Raw genomic sequence first — 22,652 nt, 5'->3', positions numbered from 1 at the left:
CGATCAGGCTGCGGGCCCGGCGCTCACCGCCTTCCGTTCCGGCGGCCGAAGCCCAAGGCGCTGAACGCGCGGCTCATCGCCCCGCCCCGGGCGCGCGCGGCGGGCGTGCGGGCTCCGGAGGCTGCCGCGGCGGCGCTCTCGCCGAGCCTCGCCGGCCGTTGCTTCTGGCGGACGGCCTCGTCCTGCCGGACCGGCTCCGGCGGCTCGGCGGCCGGCGAGGGCGGTGCCGCGGGCTGCTGCTCCGTTCGTTCGGGCTCGGCGCCGCCCTCGGCCCGGCCGTGTTCCGCGGCGAGATCGGGAGCGGGCGCCTGCGGTTCGGGCAGCGGCGGGATCTCGACGTTCCAGCCGAGCTCGGCCAGCAGCCGGTCGAACAGCGGGTGATCGGACGGCACCGGGTCGGCCTCTGCTTCCGCGATCCGCTCCTGCACGGCCACACGTCCGTGCTGCGCCTCGTCTCCGGGTCCTCGCGAGTCCGCTGTGGACAGCGGACGGCGGTCCGCGGCCGCGGGCTCGCGGTGGACCGGGCCGCTGGGCCAGGCGTCGGGAATCGTCAGAGGGAGCTCGCTCCAGCCGAGTTCGGCCATCGTCCGGTTGAACATCGGGTGCTCCGTGTCGAGCGGATCGCTGTCCGGCCCGGCGGGGGCCGACTGCACCGCGCCGTTGAGCGGATGCGGGTGCACCGGTGCGCTGTCGGCGGCGCTGTGCGGCTGCGGCTCGGTTCGGAGCGGGGCGTCCTCGGCGACGTCAGGGGCGTTCTGCTCGGGCCGGCGGGCACGGGGGGCCGCGGACGCCGCGCCGCTGATCTCGCCGATTTTCAGCGCCAGGGCCACGATCCGCTCGACCGGCTGCTGGTCGACCGCGACGTGGACGACCTTGTCGTCCCAGTTCACGGCGGTGGTGCCGTCGTAGGCGTTGCGCACGGCGAATCCGAGCGTGGTGGCCTGGTCCACCAGCGCCGCCCACTGCTGCCCGACCGGATCGGCTGCGCGCTGGTGCGGTACCGGATCCTGCGGCGGGCGCCCGGCTCCGGAGTTCGCCGCGACACTGCGGCCGCGCCGCTCGCGCGGACGCCGCGGCGCCGGATCCGACTGCGGCGCGGCGGCCTGTCGCGACGGCGCAACGGGAGCAGCTCCGGTTGCCTCCTCGACCGGTTCCGGCGCCGCGGCGCCGGCGGCGCCGGAACTGGGCGCTGCAGCCGCGATCTCTGGCGCGGGGCCGGGTTCGGGGACTGGCGGTGCGGGCTCTGCGGGCGCGGGGCTCTCGGCGAGCACTGCCGCCGCGTCGTGCTCGCCGTTCTTCTCGGCCAGGTATTCCTCGTAGTCGGCGAGGTCTTCCTCGGATCCGGCGACGGGCTCTCGCGTCGCGGCGGGGCCGGTCGGCACGGCGTCCCCGGCGTCGGGGCGCGTGTTGTCGGCAGCGTCCCCGGCGGTTTCCGTCGCTCCGTCGGCCGGGGTTTCGCCGGGCGGGGTTTCGCCGGGCGCGTCATGCGGTGCGCCGGGCGGGGCCGGTTCCGGCGGTGCAGCCGGCGCGGCTTCTGCCGCAGCCGGTTCGGCTTCCCGCTCGTCGGCGGGCGGCGCCTGCGCCTCGCTCGCCGCCGGGGCGGTGTCCTGGTCGTGAAGGGCAGTGCCGTCGCGATCGGCGGGCAGCGCCGTGTCGACGTGGTCCGCAGCCGGGGCCGGTGCGGCGGTCTCGTCGGCCGTCGACGGCGCAGCGGGTTCCGGCGACGAGGGATAGAACTTCGCCGCCGGGGCCGCGGTCGCCTCGGGCGGCACGGGCCGCGGTTCGCGCAGCAGCGCCGCGATTTCGGCGCCGAGCTGTTCTCGCTGGCGTTCCTTGTCCGACTCCAGCGGGATGGCGATGACGCGCAGGTCGTGATCGGTGGACGGTTCGGCGAGGTGGCGTTGCCGCACGACGGTGTATCCGGCTTCCTCGGCCATTCCCTCGAGTTCGTCCCAGTCCAGATCCAGTTCGGGCAGGACCGTCGCCGTCGCGTTCGCCGGGGTTTCCGTGGGTTCCGGGTTCTCCGGCGGGGCGGTTTCCTCGGCGACGGCCGCCGGGTCCGGGCCCTGCGCGGGCGGCGGTTGCTGGTCGAGCGGCAGCCCGAGCCGCGCGAGCAGGGCCTCGCGGGTGCGCACGAGGGCGTCGACGAGATGCTGGCCGCTGTCTCCCGGCAGGTCGTCGGGCAGGCCGGTCGCGGTGATCAGCGCCGCCAGATGCCGGATCTGCTCGGCCGCCTCGGCCGCTTCGGCCGGGCTGGCCGCGACGTTCGACAGCCAGGTCGCGTGGGCCTGCACGTTGGCGCCGCGGTTCTGGATGAGCCGACCGGCGACGACGTAGGCCAGCCGAGAGGGTTCGTGCAGCCTGACGGGCTCGGGCATCGCGAGGTCGGAGAGCTGCCTGGCTGCGCCCGGCCCGGCAGGGTCGAACCGGAGCAGGTCGAGCGGGTTGCCCGCGGCCGGGCCGGTCGGCGCCGCGGGCGGTGTCGGCTCCGCGCGATCGACCGCGGCAGGCGCAGGTGCCGCGGCGGCGGCTGCGGGTTCGTCCGGCGCGGGCGGCTTCGTCGCCGGTGCGGCGGAATCGGCGGCCGAAGCCTGAGCCTGAGCCGCCGCTTCGGCGTCCTCGGCGGTGTCGGCGAGGGGCGCCGGGCGGCCGTGCGGGTCGGCGGGGATCGCGGCTGCGAGTTCGCGGATCCTGGCGAGGCCGGTTCGCTGGGCTTCGCTCAGCTCGTTGTGCGACGCGTTGCGCAGCAAGGGGTCCCGGCCCCGGCCGTTCCAGGGTTTCGGGGCCTGCCCGGCTTTGTGGGCGCGCAGCGCGCGGGCGACGATGCTCGCCGTCGCCCGCTCGACGACGGTGTCGAGTTCGCCCAGCGCCGTGCGGTAGAGAACGCCCTCCCCCGCCGCGGCGAAGTTCCGGGCGCGGGCGGCGATCTGCCCGCGGGCGTCGGAGGCTTCGCTCAGCATCCGCAGGTCCGTGCGGTGCAGTCCCGCGCGGAGCCACTCGTGGACCGCCTTCCAGCTCGGTCGGCCGGTGCGTTGTTCCGTCGCGGTGTCGACGCGGATCTCCAGCCCCTGCCGCTGCGCGGCGACGTGCTCGGCGGCGCCGGGGTCCGGTTCGTCCTGCGCGCGGGTGACCTGGCGTTCCTGGGCGTCGGCGAGCGGCAGCTTCGCGCCGTTGCTCATGGCGCGCAGGAACTCGGCCAGGCGTGTGCCGTGCAGACGGCCCAGCGCCAGGGCGATGTCGTCGGCGGTCAACGGCGCGAGCGGCGGGCCGGCGGGCTCCGCATCGTCGGCGGCCTCGCCGGGCGGGGTCGGCGCGGGCGTTGCGCTTTCGGCGGAGTCCGGCGGTCCGGGCCGGGTCTCCCCCTCGCCCCGGGGCGCCGCCGGCGGACGCGCGGCGGCCTCGGGCGCGGGCGGCGGCGCGAGGTCGAAGAGCCCGGGCTGTTCCGCGTCCTCGACGGCGGCCGGGGCCGACGGCGTCCCGCTCCGGGTCGGCGGCGGTTGATCGCCGGGGGCGGCCGCCGGTTCGGCGGGAGCCGGGTCCGGGGCCGCGGCGGCTTCCGCGTGCGGCTCGGCGTCGTTCCCGGGCGCGGCCCGGGTCTCTGCTTCGAGGTCGGCGACGGCGGCGGTCGCCGCGGCGGTGCGGTCGAGCACCGTCTGTTCCAGCGTGGCCATGGTGTCGTGCAGGGCCGCGAGCACTCCTTCGGGAGTGAACTGCTCGGCGGTCAGCGGGATGGACAGCAGCGACGACGGCAGTCCGTGGCTCTCGCACAGGACGAGTCCGAGCCGGCCGTCATGGGAGTGAGAGGTGTAGACCAGGAAGTCGCGCCAGAAGATGTTCGTGCTCTTCGCGCCCGGGGTGTCCCGCACCTCCGGGGTCGCCAGGACGGCGCCGGGATCGGAGATGGGGCGTTCGCCGATGTACTCCTGGAACGCGTCCGCGTCGTCGGCCGGGCCGCCGGACTCCAGGGCGTCCAGCCGGCCGCGCGCGAGGGTCATCACGGCTTCCCCGGCGAACTTGATGTCCTGCAGTTCGTAGTGGATGTCGTTGCGGCGCTCTCCTGCCGCCGACGACGGCAGGGTGCCGTGCAGGGCGTCCAGCCGCGCCGACGCGGCCTCCCGGGCAGACCGGCGGTAGGCGTCCAGCGACTCGGTCGCGAAGCCCCGGGCGAGCACGGCGCGCGAAGCGGCTCCCTCGGTGGCGACGCGCAGCACGTGCCCGATCCGGTACAGCCGGTCTGGGCCGGATTCGCCCGCGACGTACGGCAGGCGGTCGATCACGTCGACGTAGCCGGAGTCGAGGTCGGCGACCGCGATCACCGCGACGGTCCGGTCGCGGCCTCGCTCGACGGTGAACCGGATCTGCCCCCAGCTCACCTGTCCGTAGGAGTCCGGGTCCGCGCCCAAGGCCTCCATGACGGAATCCCACGACTCGTGGTCGTCCGAGAACGTCCGCACAAGACCGTCGACGGGCCCGAGCCGGTAGAGCTTCTGCGAGGTGTCGTATGCCCTGCGGACGGCCGCGGCGAGCAGGTCGTACCGATAGGAGTCCTGCACCTGGTCCGCGATCAAACGGCGAGAAAGGTCGTTGAGCGCGGCGACCGTGGCGGGGGTCAGCAGGCCGATCAGATGGTTGTGAGCACGGACCGCAGGCTCGGGCACCCCGCGGCCGTCGCCGCCGGCGAGGTCGTGATGGCGCCACCGGTCCAGGTCCAGGAACACCGGTTCGACATCGAGGTCCGCCAGGTCCGGCGGCAGGTTCTCGTCCTCGCGGTCCTCCGGTTCGGGCGGCAGCGGGATGTCCTCGCCGACCGTCTCAGGCTCCGCCGACGCCGGGGCGGTCTGTTCGAGGCGCGCCGTGATGGCAGCCCCGGTCGCTGCGAGTTCGCCGCTGATCCGGCGGTGGGTGCCCGGAACGGCGTCGGGGAGCCCGCTGGCCCTGATCACCGCCGCGAGCTCGTGCAGTTGTCGGGAAACCTCCGCCGCCGATTCGGCGCTGTTGCCGTTGCCGAGCAGCCAGCGGGCGTTCTCCTCGGGCGAGACGGAGAGAAGCACGCGCCGGACGACGGTCGTCGCCACCCTCGCGGGCCCGTGCGACTGGACGGCGTCGGGCCATTCCATGTGCTCCAGCTGCCCGGCGACGTCGCCCCACTCCGGGACGAACGTGACCGAGGCGAAGGGGCCGGACAGTCCCGGGACGGGTTCGGACGGCGTCTCCAGGAGCTGTTCCAGCGGAGCGAGGCGCCGGTGCGCGGCGGCCAGCGCGCGTTCGGCGGTGGTGTGTACGGAGACGCGCGGTGCGATGCCGATGCCGGCGATCGCGCCGTCGGCATCGATCCGGTGCAGCGCCCACCACCACGAACCCCCGCCGTAGGCCTCGCGGCCGACGACGAGCCTGAACCGTCCGGGCTCGGTGCGCTGAAACGCCTCGCCGGCGATGCCGGCGTACAGCGGCAGTTCCGCGCGTCCCGGGTTCGGCAGGTACTCGAGTTCGCGCCCGTCGGGCAGCCGCAGGACCGGCGCCTCGGGATCCGGCGCCTCGGCATCCGGCGCGGCGGGATCCGGCGCGGCGGTCTCCCGCTCGCCGACGGGAGCGGCGTCGCGCGCCTCGCCGGAGTCGTCGGCGACAGGCTCCTCGGCGTCTGCGGCGTCTGCGGCGGCCGTCGACGGCGCGGCGTGATCGCCGATCCCCAGCGCGCGCTTGCGGGCCTCGATCGCCTCCTGCATCGCCGCGCTGGCGGTCTCCCGGTCCTCCGGCGACGGCCGGGCCGAGGGATCCAGCAGCGCCAGCTGCCCGTCGACGTCGAAGACCTGCGAGGCGCGCGGCGCTCCGTCCGCGCTGACCACGTCCCGGTCGACGAACACCGACACCCGGCCCGCGCCCGGGTACGTCGGATCCAGCTCGGCCACGATCCCGCGCACCGATTGCCGCCGGTTCACCGGAATCCATCCGTCGCTGTCGGCCGCCTGCGGCTCGTCCTGGGTGATCTCGACGTACTGCCCGGCCGCGTTGAGCGGCAGCGCGGGGTCGCCTTCGGCCAGGCGCACCAGCGCTTCCCGCGCTCGCGCGACGTCGAGCTTTTTCCCGTTGCGGAGTCCGGCTGTCGCGGCGAAGGCGCGCCGGTAGATCTCGGTGTCCTGCTCGCGCAGCCGGCGCAGTGCGGCGATCGGCTGCGTGCCGTTGCGGGCACGGTTGCTGATCACGATCGACGCCAGGTTCCGGATTTCCTTCTCGCGGTGTCGATCGCCCAGGATGTAGTCGAGCAGGCTGGCCCGGTCGGTCACCGGCACATCGGGCAGCGGCGGCGCCAGCCGCACGTCCTGGCCGTCGTCGGCGAACGACCACCCCGGCTGTGCCGCGTCGGCGGCGCGGGTCACCAGCCGCAGACCGGCGTCGGCCTCGGCCGCTTCGCGTGCCTCGACCGCGTAGTCGGCGTTCTCGATCCGCCACAGCCCGGGCAGCCGGGCCGGGCGCGCGACGCCGTGCAGCCCGGCCTGCTCGACCAGGTCGCGCAGCTTCTCCGCCGAGCTGAACTCCGCTTCCTGCCAGTCGGGCGAGTCCCAGGACCCGTGCCTGCGGAACACCGTGCTCAGGACCCGGCCGTCGGGCGTGAGGCCCACGGCGACCGAGACGTCGTGCCGGGACCAGTGCTCGTTCCGCATCCCGCCGATCTCGCTCGGCTGTTCTTCCTGCATCACCCAGCCGTTGGCCAGGAACAACTCGGAGATGTTCGTCAGGCCGGGGACGAACGTGAACCTGGCTTCGTCGTACTCCGTGTCGAAGTCCGGCTCGGCGTCCTGTTCGGACGCTGCGCCGTCGAGGTCCTGTCCGGATGCGTTCGCGGGATCCGGGCGGCCGGGGACGGCGAATCCGCCGTGGACGCCCATCCGGTCGGCCACCGCGTACAGGCCGGACACGAGTTCGTCGGCCCGGATGCGCGGCAGCACCCGCCCGAGCGGGTCGTCGCGTCCGCTGCGGTCGGCGAGGGCGTCGGCGAAGGCGGTGATCGCCGTCGCGGCGGCGGCGCCCAGACCGGACTCCGCCGCCTGCCGGGCACGCCGGTCGGGGTCGAACCTGTCGTCGTCGGCCACGCTGCCCACGACATCGGCGACGACGCTCGCCACGGGCTCGTCCATCACCGCGGCGGTACCGTCGCCGAGCGCGCGCCAGAGCAGATCGTGCTTGGCCCCGGCCAGTCTCGCGGCGGTGGCCAGGGTCTTGTCGTCGATTCCTTCGAGCAGGGCGCGGGCGTGCGCACGGGCGGACTCCCACTCCTCCGCAGCGGCCTCGGCGGCTGCGGAGTTGCCCGGTTCGGCGCCTGGTTGCGCCGGTCCCCAGTCGGGAGCGGGGCGGCCGGGGACGGCGAATCCGCCGCGGACGCCCATCCGGTCGGCCGCCGCGTGCAGGCGGGACGCGACCTGGTCGGCCCGGGCGCGGGTCAGCACTCGCCCGAGCAGGTCGTCGCGTCCGCTGCGGTCGGCCAGGACGTCCGCGAGCGCGGCGTAGGACGTCGCGGCGGGACGGCCCAGCCCGGATTCCACCGCCTGCCGCGCGTGAAGACCGGGGTCGAATTCGAGGTCGCGGGCTACTCCGAACACGGCCTCCTCGACGACCCGGGCAGTCGGGCTGCCCATCGTCGCGCTGTAGCTGTTGTGCAGCGCTCGCCAGAGAACCTCCTCTCCGGCCCCGGCCATGCGGGTGATGGTGGCCAGGGATTCGGCGCCGATCCCGTCGAGCAGGGCGCGCGCGTGCGCCCGGGCGGGATCGGTGCCCTCGGCGGCGATGGCGGTCCCGGTGTCCTCGCGCGGTTGTGCCGAGTGGCGCGCCGCCGGCTGCGATGCGTCGCCGAGGGCGGTTTCCGCGAGGGGGGCGCCCGCGTCGAGTTCCTCGCCCGCGTCCGGCCGCGGGGCGCTGCGGTCCGGCTCCGCCGGGGCGGGAGCGGGGCGGTCGGGGACGGCGAAATTGCCGTAGATGCCCATCAGCTCGACCATGTCGTGCAGGTCGGACACGGCTTTGTCGATCCCGGTGCGGGCCAGCACCCGGCCGAGCGGATCGTCGGCGCCGCGGCGGCCGGCGAATTCGTCGGCGAGCGCGGCCAGCCACGCCGCGTCCTCGGCGCCGCATCCGCGCCTGATCGCCAGCTGGGCGCGGAAATCGGGATCGAACCCCGTGCCGCGGGTGACGTTGTGCACAGCGAGCTCGATCTCTTTGGCGACCGGCGGCGGCACGAGCCGGGGGTTGTGGAGGTCCAGTCCGGTCACGAGCAGTTCGAGCGCGCTCTCGCCTGTCTGCGACTCGTCCAGTTCCTGCTCGGCGGCCGCCAGGAACTCGGCGTCGATGCCCTCGACCAGCGCCCGCGCCTTCGCCCTGGCCGGTTCCGCGCCGTCGCCGGCCGCGCCGGCGGGAGCCCCGGCGCTGTCCGCCGAGGGCAGCGGCGGCGCGGGTTCTCCGTCGTCTGTCGCGGCGGGCACGGCGTTGTTCTCGTCGGCGTCCGGCCGGGTCTGCTCCGCGTGGTCCCCGGGTTGCCCGGCGGCTGCCGGGTCCGGTCCGGGTGCCCCGTCGGCGACCGGGGTTTCCGCGCGACGGGTCGGCGAGTCGAGTTCGCCCTGCGGCCGCGCGGGTTCCTTCTCGGTCGCGGAGACGCTCTCGGTGTCGGCAGGAGGGGCGTTGTCGGTGTCCTCGCGGGGCTGTTCGGCGCGGGGCGCCTCCGGTTTCGCGGTGGTCTCGGTTGCGTCGGCGGGAGCCCCGGGACTGTCCGCCGAGGACAGAACTGGCGCAGGTTCTTCGTCAGCGACTGCGGCGGATGCGGGAACCTTCTCGCCCGCTTCCGCCCGGTTCTGCTCCGCGTGGACGTCGGACGGGTCGGTGACGGCGTGGTCCGGTCGCGACGTCCCGTCGGCGAACGCGGTCGCCGCCCGGCGGGTCAGCGCTTCGAGATCGGTCGCGGTGTCCGGAAGCTGTTCGCCGGCGGGAACGAACGCCCAGTTGTCGGCGGAGGCGTGGTACAGCTGGTCGTCGCTCCACACTCGATCGGCGCTGTTGTCGGGCTGGCTGTGGTCGTAGTCGAACCAGACGCGCCGTGACCGCTCGCCCGCTGCGATGTGCAGCGTGGCGTGCACCGGGCCGGAGTCGTGCATCAGGTCGACGCGCATCTCCACCTGCCAGTTGCCGGTCGACGGGATCGTCGTCCTCCGCGAGGGTCCGGTGACGGTCCAGACCGAACCGATGCCGGGGTCGCCTTTCGATGCTGTGGCGACGACGCGGTCGCCCGGCGTCGCGGACAGCAGCCGCTCGAGTTCGGTGTCGACGGGGCTGAACAGTTCCTCTATGCCGCGGACGAGGTGGCGCAGCCGGTACGAGCCGTAGAGGAAGTGGCGGGTCTCGTCGCTGGGCGCCAGTTCGTCGGCGCGGTTCTGCAGCAGCCGCACGGCTGCGTGCGGGCGGCCGCTGAAGGCGTGCGTCGCCGCCAGCCGGACGACGGCGTAGGTTCGGTCGTCCTGCTTGCGCTTGCGCAGTTGCCGGTGCTGCTGGCGCGTGTTCTGCAGCGCGGGGCCCTCGGCGCTGAATTGGGTCGCGACGTCGCGGAAGTCTCGTACGAGATCACCGGGGATCCTCGTGCCCCACAGCGCGTTCTCGTCCGGGAGGGCCGCGTAGAGCGCGCGGTTGAACGCCGGGGAGCCGCAGACCGCCTGCGGATGCAGGGCGGCGGCGTCCAGGAGCGCGGCGGCGAGCAGGTGCCGGAGCCCGACGCCGGCGGCGTCGTCGCCGGACACCAACGTGCCGTTCAGGCCGGGCATCCGCCACTTCGCGGCGGTGCGGGTCATCGAGGCGTGGTCGGTCCAGTCGATCCGGTGCCCGTCGGGGTCCTGGCCGCGCTCCAGCGCGGCCAGGACCCGCGGCACGGCCACGTCGGGAAGTCCCAGCACGGTGTAGCGGGTCGAAGACCGGGGCGCACTGTGCGGCGGGATCGCGACCGCGGCGGTGTCGATCACCGGATGCCCGGTGGAGGTCTGGACCACCGTCCACAGCGGTGTGCGCTGGTTCCGCTTGTAGGCCAGCAGGACGCCGCCCGGCGACAACTGGGTCTTGCGCGCTCCCCGGACTTCGTTGATCAGCCTGTCGCGGTCGTAGTCCCAGGTCTCGGCGCTGGCCGGGTCGTCGGGATGCGGGTTCGGCATGCCTTGCCAGTGGCCGAGCACCGCGTCCAGGTCGGGCTTGCCGCCGCCGAGCGCCTCCTCGGCCAGCGTGAGGCGGCTGTCCTGATCGTCGTGCACGGCAGTCGACGACCCGGCTTCGAACGGCTGCGCGGAGGCAGCGGCTGCTGGCGCGTCCCCGACCTCATGCTCCGGTGCCGCCGCGGACTCAGCCGCGGACTCAGCCGCGGACTCAGCCGCGGACTCAGCCGCGGACTCAGCCGCGGGTTCGGGACTGGGTTCTGGCTCTGGCGTTGATTCGGCCGCAGTCGTCGCGTCGGCAGGCGTGGTGTCGGCGAGGCGCGCTGCAGTGTCGGCCGGTCCCTCGTGCGCGGCAGCGGTGTCCGGGGCGAGCAGGGCAAGCATTTCGAGGCGGGCAGCGTCGGCGCGGGCGCCGAGGTCGGCGACTCGCTGCTCGAAGGCCGAGCGGATCTGCGCGCCGCCGGATTCGGCGTCCAGCCAGCGCGGGTCGACGGCGACTTCGTCACGGTCCCGGCGGTCGGCGGTGGCAATCGACAGCACGACGCCGTTGTCGTCGTTGCGGGAGAATTCCAGGTTGAGGGTGTGCCAGGTCAGCCCGGTGGAGCGCGGTCCGACCAGGATTTGCTTGCCCTTCAACGCTTTCTTCGGGCTGATGCCGTGCTGCGCGGCGCGGGCGAACCCGTGCAGCGCGGTTTCGACCTCCCCGTCGTTGAGCTGGTGGGAAATGAACGAGTGCGTGGGGACGACCCAGTGCCGCTCGGCGCGCTTCGCGCCTGCGGCGGTTTCGGCGAGGGTGTCGAGCTGGCTGGCCAGCGTGGCCAGTTCCCCGGCGCGTGCGGCGGTCGCCTCGTCCGGCTCCGCGGCGGCCAGCGCGGTGCGCGCCTGCTCGGCCAGCCGGGCACGGTGGAGCCTCATCTTGCCGGTCTGCAGGACCAGGCAGCGGATCTTCTCCTCAGGCGGGAGATCCGGGTCGGTGGTGACCGTGCGGGCCTCGATGTCGATGGCGCCCGGCACGCCGATGCCGGGTTCCTGGACGTGAGTGAAACTGGCGGCGGTCAGCAGGTCGTGCAGGCCGCTGTAGGTCCCGTGCAGATCTGCCTTCTGCCGGGCGGTGAGCTCGGGCAGGACGTCGCGGGCTTCGCCCTCCGGAGCCTCGTGCCCCTCGCCGGGGGCGCCGGCCGACGTCTCCGGCCCGGCGGTCTCGTCCTGTTCGGCAGGGGCCTCCGTCGGCGGGGAGGTGTCCTCGGTGCCGCGGTCACCGTCGGCTGTTCCCGCGTCGGCGGAAGCGAACATGTCGAGCTGGGCTTGTCCGGGTTCCGGCGCCGGGGTGACGGCGGCGGGTTCCTCGGCGGCGGCTTCGTGGTCGGCGACGAGGTCGGAGCCGGGGTTCTGCTCGATCAGCGCGCGCAGTCCGGCGGCGAAGCGTCCGGATCGCTCGACCAGGAGCTTGAGCCGGTCCATCATCTTCGGTGCGTTCTTGCGCTCCGCGCGCAAGTTGTCGTACAGGATCTTCGCCGCGCGGTGGAGGGCGACGTAGCGGTCCAGGCTCTGCGCCGGGTCGCCCTGGAGCCGATGCTGGGAGATCTCGTCCCGGGCCGTTCGTAGCGCCTCGGCGTCCGGCCGACCGTTGCCGGAGCCCAGCAGTCGACGGCCGGACGCGGTCTCTTGCACAGCCCAGTAGGCGGACGTGGCGGCTCGTTCGGCGTCGGTGAACTGTTTGCGCGTGGTGAACGGTTCCGCGTCCGGCAGCGGCGGCGGGGGCGTTTCGGGGGCGGCGATGTCGTTGTCCCACATCTCGTGCGCGCGCCCGGCCGCTCTCAGGTCACGGGCCAGCAGCCGGGCGTGCACGCTGCGCGTGTCGAAGTGCCACGGCCGGGGCAGGTACCAGAATCCCTGGCGCTTGGAGTGCTTGAACTTGTGGGTGTGCAACAGTTTGTGCAGCGCGGTGTCGTCCTTGCTGCTGCCGTGCACCAAGGTCCCGGACGCGTTGTGCTCGATCACCAGCGTGTGGTGTGTGGCGGCGTGTTCGCGCGCGGCCGCGGTCTGCTCCTCGGCGGCGGCGGTCCGCTCGGCGGCGGCTTCGGCGCGTTCCCGGTCCTCCCGGTCCGGCGCGCCGATCGCCTCCTGCGCGGCCTGCAGTTCGCGCAGGGCGATGCGTTCGGCGTTGGCGACGGTGCGGCGCACGAACTCGACGATCCGGTCGGGGGCGTAGCCGGTGTCGGTGAACCACTCGGGTGTCATCTCGAACATCAGCGGCGGGCGCCGGTCGCTTCCCGAGGGCCCGGCCGGGGCGACGGCCAGGCATAGGAACGGCTTCTCCTGGTCGTCCGTCCACCGGGTGCTGACCTCCAGCCCCCGCCACCGCAGCACCTCGGAGTGGTGCGGGTCCTGCGGGAACGGCGAGACCTCCGCCAGCGCGGGGCCGGGGTCGGCCAGCGGTTCTCCGCCGAAGGTGAACTCGTCGCCGGAGGCGGGCAGCGCGCCGGCGACGGCGAACTGGCGCAGCAGGTCGACGCGCGCCAGTTGGGCCCCGATCCGCTGTACCTGTCGGGTTCCGAGCCGGTCGGCGTTGTCGGCGAGACCGGCGCGGGCCAGCGCGCCGTCGCTGAGCCCGCGCCCGGCGAGGACGGCGGTCAGCCGTCCTCGCGCCAGCGTCGCGCGGGCCCGTGCCGTGCCGATCCGGTCCTGCACCTGCTCGCGGGCCTGGCCGGCGGCGTCGGGCCGGGTCGCGGCCGCCGACAGCCTGGCGCGGTCGGCCCAGGGCTGCTCGTCGTCCGACCTCCAGACCGCGGGCTCGATCGCGATGTAGGTCCCGGCGCGGTCGGTGCCGCAGCGGAACGTCAGGTCCCCGCAGCGCAGCGCCAGCCGCTCGCCGGGCCGCTGCGCGAGCAGCGCGAACGCGCCGTCGATCCGGTCGGGGTCGAGCCGCTGTTCGGTGTCGCCCTTGACGAGGATCACGGGGGCGTGCTGGGCCCGTTCGGCGGCCTGCGCGATCGCTTCGAGGCGGTCGGCTTGCAGCAGCAGGTCCAGGGCTTCGTGGCCGCCGGACTCGGTCAGGCGGTCCAGCGCGTCCCCGGTGACCGAGGCGGCGAGCACGTCGTAGGCGTCCGCGGCGTTCTCGGTGCGGTCCAGCCGGGACAGCGGTGTCTGTTCGTCGAGCCGCCGGGCGACCGGGTCGAGCAGCCATGGCCCGTCGCCGACGGGCTCCGGGCGGTTGTCCATGGCGGTGTCCTCGTCGTGCTGGTGCGGATCCGGGCTGTCCGGGCTCGGGGCGGCAGGGGCGTCCGAGCGGTCTGCGGTGTCGTCGCGGCGCTCGGCGCCGTCGGGGACGGCGCGGCCGGGTGCGGCGGGAGCGGGGGCGGCGGCCGGGGCGGGCCGCGCCGGGGCCCGGCGCTCGAGGGCCTGGCGGGCGTCGACGACGAATCCCGCGAGGTGCGCTGTGTCGATGTGCAGGCGGGCTGCCGCTGCGGCGGTGAGTTCCGAGATCCGGGCGGGCTCGACCAGGGCCAGCGCCGCGGCGACGTCGCGGGCGGCTGTGATGCTGGCTTCCACCTCGAAGTCTTCGCCCAGCCGGTCGGCGTACGGCGCGATGCGCAGGTCGACCAGGGCCTCCATCGCCCAGCGGGTGGGCGGGGAGCCGAGGAAGGACGGGTCGTCGGCGGTGGCCTGTTCGGCCCACTGGGCGGGGTCGCGGTCCTCGGGCAGGACCATGGCCTCCACGTGCGGGTAGCGCACGATCGCCGTCTCGATCTGCTCGGCGGCCGCCTTGCGCCCGGCGGCGTCGTTGTCGCTGCCGTACACCCGCGGCCGGTCGGCCGGGACCAGCGCGTCGACCGCGGCGAGATGGCCGTCGGTCAGCGCGGTCCCGCAGGCCGCGACGAACATCATCGGCTGCTCCGCCGGTGCGACGGCCATCAGCGCGGCGACGTCGATCGTGCCTTCGACGAACGCCGGTTTGGCGTGCCCGGCGAGTCCGCGCTGTTCGTGGAGCCCGAACAGCAGCCTGCTCTTGACGAACAGTTCGGTGGCGGGGGTGTTGAGGTACTTGGGGATTCGGCCGTCGCGCTCGCGTGTTTCGTCGTCGAGCAGCGAGCGGCCGGTGAACCCGGCGATCCGGCCGTGCTCGTCGCGGACGGCGAACATCAGCCGGTGGTGGAACCGGTCGACCAGGCGGCCGGTGGAGGCGACGGTGGCGACGCCGGCGTCGACCAGGTCCTGGTCGCGGAACCCTTTGCTCCTCAGGTGGTCGGTGAGGCCGGTCCAGCCGTTCGGGGCGTAGCCGATGGTCAGCTTGCCCTCGTCGCCGGCGCCGCGCGCCCGGACGCGGTCGACCGGGGCCTGGCCGCCGAGGCGGCTGCGCAGGGCCTCCTGGGCGAACGCGTTCGCGTCCAGCTGCCGGTCGAACCAGGCCGCGGCCTCGGCGTTGACCGCGGCGTGCAAGGCGATCCGGTCCTCGGAGGTCCGCGAGGCCGGGTCGTCGGCCGCGCTGGGCTGGCCCGGACCGGACTGTGCGGCGTCGGTTTTCGCGGCGGCGGACGGTTCGGCGGACGCCGGTTCGCGCGCGTCGCGACCGGCTGCGGCGTCGGCGACTCGCTGCCGCAGGATCTCCCACTGGTCCCGGGCGTCGGGGTGGACGAGTTCCGCCGCGTCGATCAGCTCGCGGGCCTTCGCGTAGTCGCGGCGCTTGTAGGCCTGGGCGGCGGCGAGGTTGAACTGGCGGCCTGCCTCCTTGCAGGTGGCCAGTTCCTCGTCCTCGCGGGCTCGGATCGCCTTGTGGTCGGGAAGACCCGAGGCGAGCACCTCGGGATGCGCGGCGATGTAGGCGTCGATCCAGTCCCATTCCCGCCGCGTCGTGCCGCCTTCGACGTGCGACTCGGCGATGTAGCGGCCCGGCGTCCCGGTCGAGGCGTAGCCCGCCGCGTGGTCGGTGATCGCACGGACGACCCGCAGTTCCCGTTCCGGGGTCAGCACATGCGGGCCCGCCGCTGCTTCGGCGCGGCGCAGCGCGTCTTCCGCGTCGTTCGGTCGGCCTCGGTCGACCAGGACTGCGGCGGAGGCGAATTCCGCGGCGACGTGGTCGCGGTGGTGCTCGCCCGGAAGCAGGTGCGGCGCGAGCTGCGCGACCCGGCGCGGCCAGTCCCGGACCGTCGTGGCGATCGTGAACAACGCCGGGTCCATCGCTTCCCGGTAGCGCGCGAGGTACTCCGGCATCGCGCCCGGGGCCAGCGGCCGCCCCGCGCCGTCCACAACGGAGGCGCGGTCGGCGGGCAGCGACAGGACCGGCGGCACCGGCACGCCCGGTTCGTGCACGGTGACGAACGTTTCGGTGCCGACCCGCGCCACGGTCACGTCCAGGCCGCGCTCGGCGGCCATCGCCCGGATCCCGGCGAACGTCGGCGGCACCGGCGCCGCGTCGGCCGCGGCGTCGCCGTCGGGAACCGCAGGATCCCGGTCCGCCTCCTTCTCCGGCTCCGTGCCGAGGGCATGCGGTTGCGCGTCCGCTGCGGGCTCGTGACCGGCCGGGAGCCCGGCCTCCGGCGCCGTGTCCGGGACGCGGCTGTCGTCGGCCGGCGCGGCGGCGACCGTCGGGGCCTCGTGCCGCCGCTGCGCGTCGCGCGGCGCCGCCTGCTCCGCCGGCGCGGTCCGGCCGGAATCGCCGGCCGCGCCGGTGCTGCCCTGCTCCGGCGCGGCGGATGCGGCGGCAGGGTCGGTTGCGGGGGTGTCCTGCGCGGCATGCTCCTCGTGCTCGGCCGGTTCGCGGGGAACCGGTTCCGCGCTGCCGACGGGCGCCTCCCGTCCCGCGGCGTCCTCGGCCGCTGCGGGAGCGAGCGGCCGGGCCCGGGCCATCTCGCCGATCGCTCTGGCTCGGTGCTCGTCCGCCTTCTCCCCCGCGCCGGCGAGGGACGCGAGGACGGCATCGAGGGAAACCGGGCCCTCGCCGCGCGGGCTGGAAGGCAGCCGGAGCCGGTAGGACCCGTGGCTTCCGCCGCCGGGCGTGAAGACGCCGTCGACGCCGGTCTCGGATCGCACCAGTTCGATGTCCAGCTCGCCGCAGGTCAGCGGTGCACGGTTGTAGCCGATCCACGGTATGAGACCGGCGTCGCCGGTGATCGGGTCGCCGTTCGGGGCCAGCAGCGGCGCGACCGGCTGGCCCGCCGCGGCGCCGGCGATCGCGTAGAGCAGGGCGGCTTGCCGGATCTGCTCCGCGACGAACCGCGCCGCTGTTCCTCGCGGCCCGTTCTCGACGACCAGGCGCAGGAGGTCTCGGCGGTCGGGGTCGAGGGCGGCGTCCGAGGCGATCAGCGCGGCGACGGCGTCGGAGGCCGCGGGCTGGTTGAGGTCTTCGCGCAGGGTCTCGACGTGGGCGGCCAGCGACCGCAGTTCGTGTTCGAAGGGCGTCTCCTCGTCGGTGACGACCCGCCGGGCGTCGTGGTCGACGCGCCCGGACCCGGCCTGGGCACGGCGGAGGTGGGTGTAGCCGGCGGCGGCGATCTCGGCCTCCAGCAGCGTCCACCGGCGAACGAGGTCGTTGGTGCGCAGCGATTCGAGCACGGCGGCGCCGCGCGCGAAATCCGGCGGGCCGGGAGGAGCGTCCGGCGCGCTCGCCTCGGTTGTCGCGGCCGCGTCGAGCGCGGCCGCCGCCGCGCTCGACGCCGTGGTCCGGCCGGCCTCGTGATCGCCCGGCCCGTCCTCGGCGATCGGGCGACCGGGGCGGTCCTGGCCGAGAGCGGCGGCCGTCGCGGGCAGCCCTGCGGCAGCGGGCGACGCTGCGGGCAGGTCGAGGTCCGCGCGCGGGTCGTGCAGCTGCGCCGCCGGACTCGGCTGCTCGTCGCTGGCGGACGCGGCCGGATCCTGCGCTGTTCCGTCGGCGCCGGTCGCGACGGGAGCGGCGGCGGGGCGCGGGGCGGCGCCCTGAGGCGCGAGGACGGTCCGATCGCGCGAGCCGGGCTGGCCGATGCTGAGCCACACGTCGAGGGACTGCTCGATCGACGGGCGCTGTTCGGCCGCGACCGGGCCGGCGATCTCGCGGTACCAGGAGCCGAATGTCGTGGCCTTGAGTTCGGCGATACCGAGGAGCCGGGCGGTGTCGACGGCGTCGTCGAACAGCTTGGCGAATTCCCGCATGCGCGCCTCGGAGCGTTCCCGGCGGGCTTGGGCTTCCGGGGAGTCGGGGTCTTCGTTGGGGTCGCGGACGTCGTCGTCGTCTTCGCTGAGCTGGGTGATCAGTTCCGCGCGGCGGCGCGTCACCTCGGCGAGCCGCTGTTCTCCGGGGAACGGCTTTCCCACCGCGGTGCCGGCTTTTTCGATGCCGGCTTGTTCGTCGGCGATCTCGCGACGGGTCTTGTCGCCTGCGGCGGCGATGTTTTTCAGCTGGTTTTCCAGGCGGGTGACCAGGCCGATCCCGCCGGGCAGGTCGGTGGGGTCGAGGTAGAACCCCGGGGTGTTCTCGTCCGCGGCGGGGAAGGTGACGTGGATGCGGAGTTCGCGGCGTTCGAGCGGCCGGAAGCGGGCGGTGATCTCGAAGCCGCCGATCGACCCGATCGGCGCTTCCGTGGCGACGCGGGTCTGCGGGGCCGCGGCCATTCGCGTGGCCAGCCGGTCGCGCAGGGCTTGGGCGGCTTCGGGGCGTTTGCTGAAGGTGCGCTTGCCGACCGTCATCGCGAACGTGTCGCCGTCGGTGCTGACGAGGCGCTCGGCGACGGCGTCCTGGCGTTCGGCGAGGGCCTGCAGCCGGGGGATGCGTTCGGTGCCGCGGGTGATGGACAGTTTCAGCGCCTGCTGGGTCCGTCCGTGGCTGGAGCGCTGTCGGTTGAGGGTCTTGCGCTCGACGTCGAGATCGGCCTTTTCCTTGTACCGGGGGTCGCCGGTCGCGGCGGCCATGACGTCGGCCAGGCTCTGGCCTTCGTCGTTCTGGATCTCGCGGGTGCGCTCGGGCGGGGCGCTCGAGTACAGCGGCGCGAACATCGCCTGTTTCTGGGCGGTGATCTCCCATTTCTTGGCGTCCATGCTGGGCGCGAGGACCACGCGTTTCCAGAAATACTCCGGATTTTGGTTTCCCTGGCGTTCGGCGCGGCCGATGGCCTGCGCGGTGATGTCGGGCCGCCAGTGGCCGGTGATCTCGTAGCCGCCGATCACGCGCGTCTGCACGTTGATCCCGGCGCCCATCTTCATCGTGGACCCGACCAGGACCGAGATCGCGCCCTCGCGTCCGGCGGCGAGCATGTCCGCTTTGCGTTGCGGGGAGGTGGCTTCGTGAATGTAGCGGACGCTGCCTTCGGGAAGGCCGCGTGCGTGGAGCTGGGTTCGCAGTTCGTCGTAGAAGTTCCAGTGCTTGCTCGGGGTGCTTTCGTCGCAGAACACGAGGATGAGGCCGCCGCGCACGGGATGTTCGGTGCCGTCCTCGCGCAGGTACACGTTGTCCTTGGCCGCGTGCCATTCGGCGTGGATGTCGGCGGCGATGACGTCGACCTTCTGCGGTTCGGGGGTGGTGATGCCCACCGTGCGCAGGTCGAGCGCGCCGAGCTGCCCGTCGTGGGCGATCACCAGGTGGTTGTCGGCGCCCTTCGTCGGCGGCCCGCTGAGGATGCGTTCCCGCCTGGCCAGGTCGAGGGTGAAGATGCGCGCCTGGGGCGAGGCGATGACGTCGATGACCTCGATGCCGCCGTCGCGCAGGCGGGGCACCTTGAGGTTGAGGTCCTGCTTCATCTTGATGTCGGAGGTCAGGCGCAGCGACCGCCACAGTTCCGGTTCGTTGATGGGCCGGCGGGTGCGGCTCTTCGAGCGGAGCGTCCCGCCGGGGGTCATCTCCATGTAGGATTCGACGGTGACGTAGGTCCGGGCCCACTCGTCGAACCGGGGCAGCCGGTAGCCGAGGCGGCGTTGCCACAGGTAGACCTCGCTGTATTTCCCGGTCCAGGGCGTCGCGGTGGCCAGGACGACCCGGGCGGTGCCGAACCGGTCCTGCAGGTGCCCCAGCTTCATGTCCAGGTCGATGGCGCGGTTGCTGCCCTCGATCACCAGGTCCGGGATCGCGGACAGGACCAGGCCGTTTTTGTAGTTCTGCGCTTCGTCGACGACCACGAAATCGAATCCGGCGTCGACGAACGTCATCCCGGCGGTGTCGCGGTCGATCTCGGCGATGCGCTTTTTCAAGCGCTCTGCGGCGTTTTCCATGGCGGACTCGATGCGTTTGGTCATCGAGTCGCTCATGAGGTTGGCGTGCGCTTCTTTTTCCTGGCGCAGGTCTTCGAGTTCGGCGCTGAGGAACTTTTCCTGGATCTCGGGCGGCAGCGGGATCCGCTGGAAACTCTCCTTCGTCATGATCACCGCGTCCCAGTCGTCGGCGGCGACCCGGGCGACGAAATCGGCGCGCCCGTCCTTGCCTTTTTTCTTGTCATTGGCCAGATCGGCGCTCAATCCGGTCAGCAGCCGGGCTTCCGGATAGGCTTGCAGCCACTCGCGCGTGAACTGCTCGACGATGCTGTCGTTGGGCACGACGATCACGGGCTTGTCCGCGAGCCCGCGGCGCTTGCGCTCCATGACCCCGACGATCATTTCGAGCGTCTTGCCCGCGCCGACCTCGTGCACCAGCCCGGTTCCGCCTTGGTAGACGACCCGGGCGACCGCGATCTTCTGGTGCTCGCGCAGGGTGAAAGCCTGGGACAGGCCGGGAAGGGACAGTTCGATGCCGGAGAAATCGGTGGGGATCTCGGCGTTGAACTCGTCGTTGTAGAGCCGCATGACGCGCTGGGCGCGTTCGGTCTTCTCCCAGACCCAGTCCGCGAACCGGTCGTTGATCTCGACGGCTTTGTCGGTGGCCTCTTCGGTGGCCTCGGGGTCGAGGACCTCCTTTTCGACGATCTCCCCGTCCGGGTTGGTGACCTCGATCGTCTTCATGACGCGGATCGGGGCGCCGTAGAGCAGCCGCTCGGTGAGGTCGTAGGCGTCCAGTCCGCCGCCGGCCCAGATCTCCTCGGCCGCCAGGCGCGACGGTTTGCTCAGCTTGGAACGGTTGGTGGCGACCCGCCACAGCCCGGCGACGCTTTCGACCTCGACGTTCTCGTCTTCGAGCAGTTCGTGGAGGAACTCCCGCACGTACTCGGGGCCGATCCAGGAGCCGAGCCGTACTTCGATGTCCTCGGGGCCGAGGTCTTCGGGGATGACCGGTTCGAGCGCGGCGACGTTCGCCTCGAAGGCCGGGTCGTCCTCGGCGGCGAGGCGGGCCCGGGCGAGCTTCTGGCGGACGTTGCCGGATAGGTAGAACGGTTTCCACACGGGTTCGCCGGTGTCGGGGTCGGTGAAGACCAGTCCGTCGAGGGCGGCGCGGGCCTCGTCCTCGCCGGGCAGTCCCAGCAGCCGGGCGATCTCGGGCAGGTCGATCCGGGAATGGGTGTCCAGGCAGATCGACAGCGCTTCTTCGGGGGTGTCAGCCCCGAGCCGCTGGCGCGGCGGGTTGACCACCCGCCGGGTGAAGATGTCAGCCTTGCGGGCGGTTTGCGTGGTCGGGTCGAACTTCTCCAGGGCCCGGGCGACGTTGCTGAACGGGTCGGTGCGGAATTCGCCCTGCGGCGGGCGGATGATCATCGTGGTGCGCAGGCCGAGCGCGTCGAGATCGAGGTCTTTGGGCGTGGTTTTCGGTGCCCCGTCGACGATCTGCTGGCCTGCGGCCGCGGCGCGTGCGCTCAGCCGCGGGTCGTTGATGCCGGCCAGAGCGAGCAGGCTTTCCGGTTCCATCCTCTCCAGCAGCGCCTGTTCGACCGCTGCTTTGTCGAGCCCCGGATCGTTGCGGCGGCGGTTGACGGCTTCCTTCTTCGCCGCCTTCTTCACCGCCTTGCCGAACGCGGCTTCGTGGCCCTTGACGATCGCGTCGAGGTGGCGCTGCAGGATGTCCTGGCCGAGGCCGTAGCCGCGCAGCTCGGTGAGGTACGCGAGCACGGCGTCGCGCGAGGCCGGGACTTTGTCGTGGCGGTTGCGGTCGCACCAGTCCCCGAACACGTGCCAGCCCTGGCGCAGTTGCGGGCGCTCCGTGAACCGGTTGATCGGACCGAATTCGGCGACGTAGGCGTCGTAGACGGTGTTGAGCTGCTCGCGCAGCTGCTTGATCTGCGGGGTGTCGTCGATCGAGTCCCGTTCCGCGCGCAGCAGCGCCATCGCCGCGTCGCGCACCCCGAGCAGGGCGCGCAGCTCGGCGGCCTGGCCCTTCGGCGGTTCGAAGGGCGTGTCCTCGGAGCCGATGCGGCGGGTGAAGCCGCCGTCCGGGAGCGCGGTGAGAAATCCTTGGAACGCGGCGGCCTGGGGGTCGACGACGTGGATCGCGGTCGCCGGGCGCGGCGCGGTCTCGCGGCGGGGCGTCATCGCGAGGCCGCGGTCTGCGGCGTTGTCGGCGATGCGGGTCACGGCGGCCGCGAACGCTTCCGGCAGGGCGTCGAGGTCGCCGCGGACTTTCAGGTCTTCGGCGTGGTACATGCCGTGGGCCAGGGCGAACTCGCCGAGCACGTTCTCCGGATGGTCCAGGAAGTACCGGTTGATCTCGACGTCTTCGCCGTTGTCGCCGACCGGGGTCGGCAGGGCCCTTTCCCATGCCGAGGGCGGCATGGCCGGGTCGGAAGCCGCGTCGTCGTCGCGGCGGCGCAGGATCAGCAGGTCGGTGACCGCCTCGGTCCCGGCCGCGCGGCGGTGCGCGCCGCTCGGCAGCCGGACCGCGCCGACCAGGTCGGCCAGCAGCGCCATTTCCGCGCGCGCGGCGGGGTTGCGCGCGTCCATGGTGTAGCGGGAGGTCAGCACCGCCACGATGCCGCCGGGCCGGGTCAGGCGCAGGGACTTGAGGATGAAGTGGTTGTGGATGGAGTGCTGGCGGCCGGGATTGTGCTTGTCGTCGCGCAGCTTCACCTTGGCGAAGGGCACGTTCCCGACCGTCAGGTCGAACGCGCCCTCGTGCGCGTCGATGTCGGCGAAGGAGCCTTCGGTGATGTCGGCCTGCGGGTACAGCAGGGCCGCGATGGCGGCGCTGACCGGTTCCCGTTCCACGCCGTGCATGCGGGCGGAATCCGGTGCCAGGCCGATGAAATGACCGGCGCCGCAGCCGGGTTCGAGGACCTCTCCCCCGTCGAAGCCCAGGCGCGCGAGGCCGTCCCAGATCGCCGAGGCCAGCGCGGCGTCGGTGTAGTGGGCGTTCTGGGTGCTGCGCTTGGCCGCGTCGTATTCGTCGTCGGTGAGCAGCTGCCGCAGTTCGGCGCGCTGCTCGGCGAAGTCGTCGCTGTCGAACAATTGCGGGACCGCGCCCCACCCGGACCACCGGGCCAGGGTCGCGCGATCCTCGTGCGACAGGCGCTCCGGCGCGGCGCCGTCGTCGGTCGCCGTGTCGGTGGGGCGGTCGGGGTCCTCGCCGCGCACCCGTGCGAGGACGCGCAGCGCGGCGAGGTTCGCCTCGATCCGCGCTTTCTGCCCCGAGGGCGCGAAGTCCTGCTGCCCCCGGGGCCG

The 22,652-nt window shown here is 73.5% G+C and carries 1 protein-coding gene; it reads right to left on the bottom strand.

Annotation, left to right across the window (positions count from 1 at the left end; all coding sequences use genetic code 11):
- Positions 1 to 23: 23 nt before the first annotated feature.
- Complete coding sequence (locus BM362_RS32355) at positions 24 to 22,565, bottom strand: DEAD/DEAH box helicase family protein (RefSeq protein WP_093575754.1); 22,542 nt, start codon at positions 22,563 to 22,565, stop codon at positions 24 to 26.
- Between the last annotated feature and the right edge of the window lie 87 nt (positions 22,566 to 22,652).

This window comes from Amycolatopsis rubida (assembly GCF_900115345.1).
GTDB lineage: Bacteria > Actinomycetota > Actinomycetes > Mycobacteriales > Pseudonocardiaceae > Amycolatopsis > Amycolatopsis rubida.
Note: the sequence above shows the minus strand (reverse complement) of the source record. Positions and strands in the feature narration are given on the sequence as shown.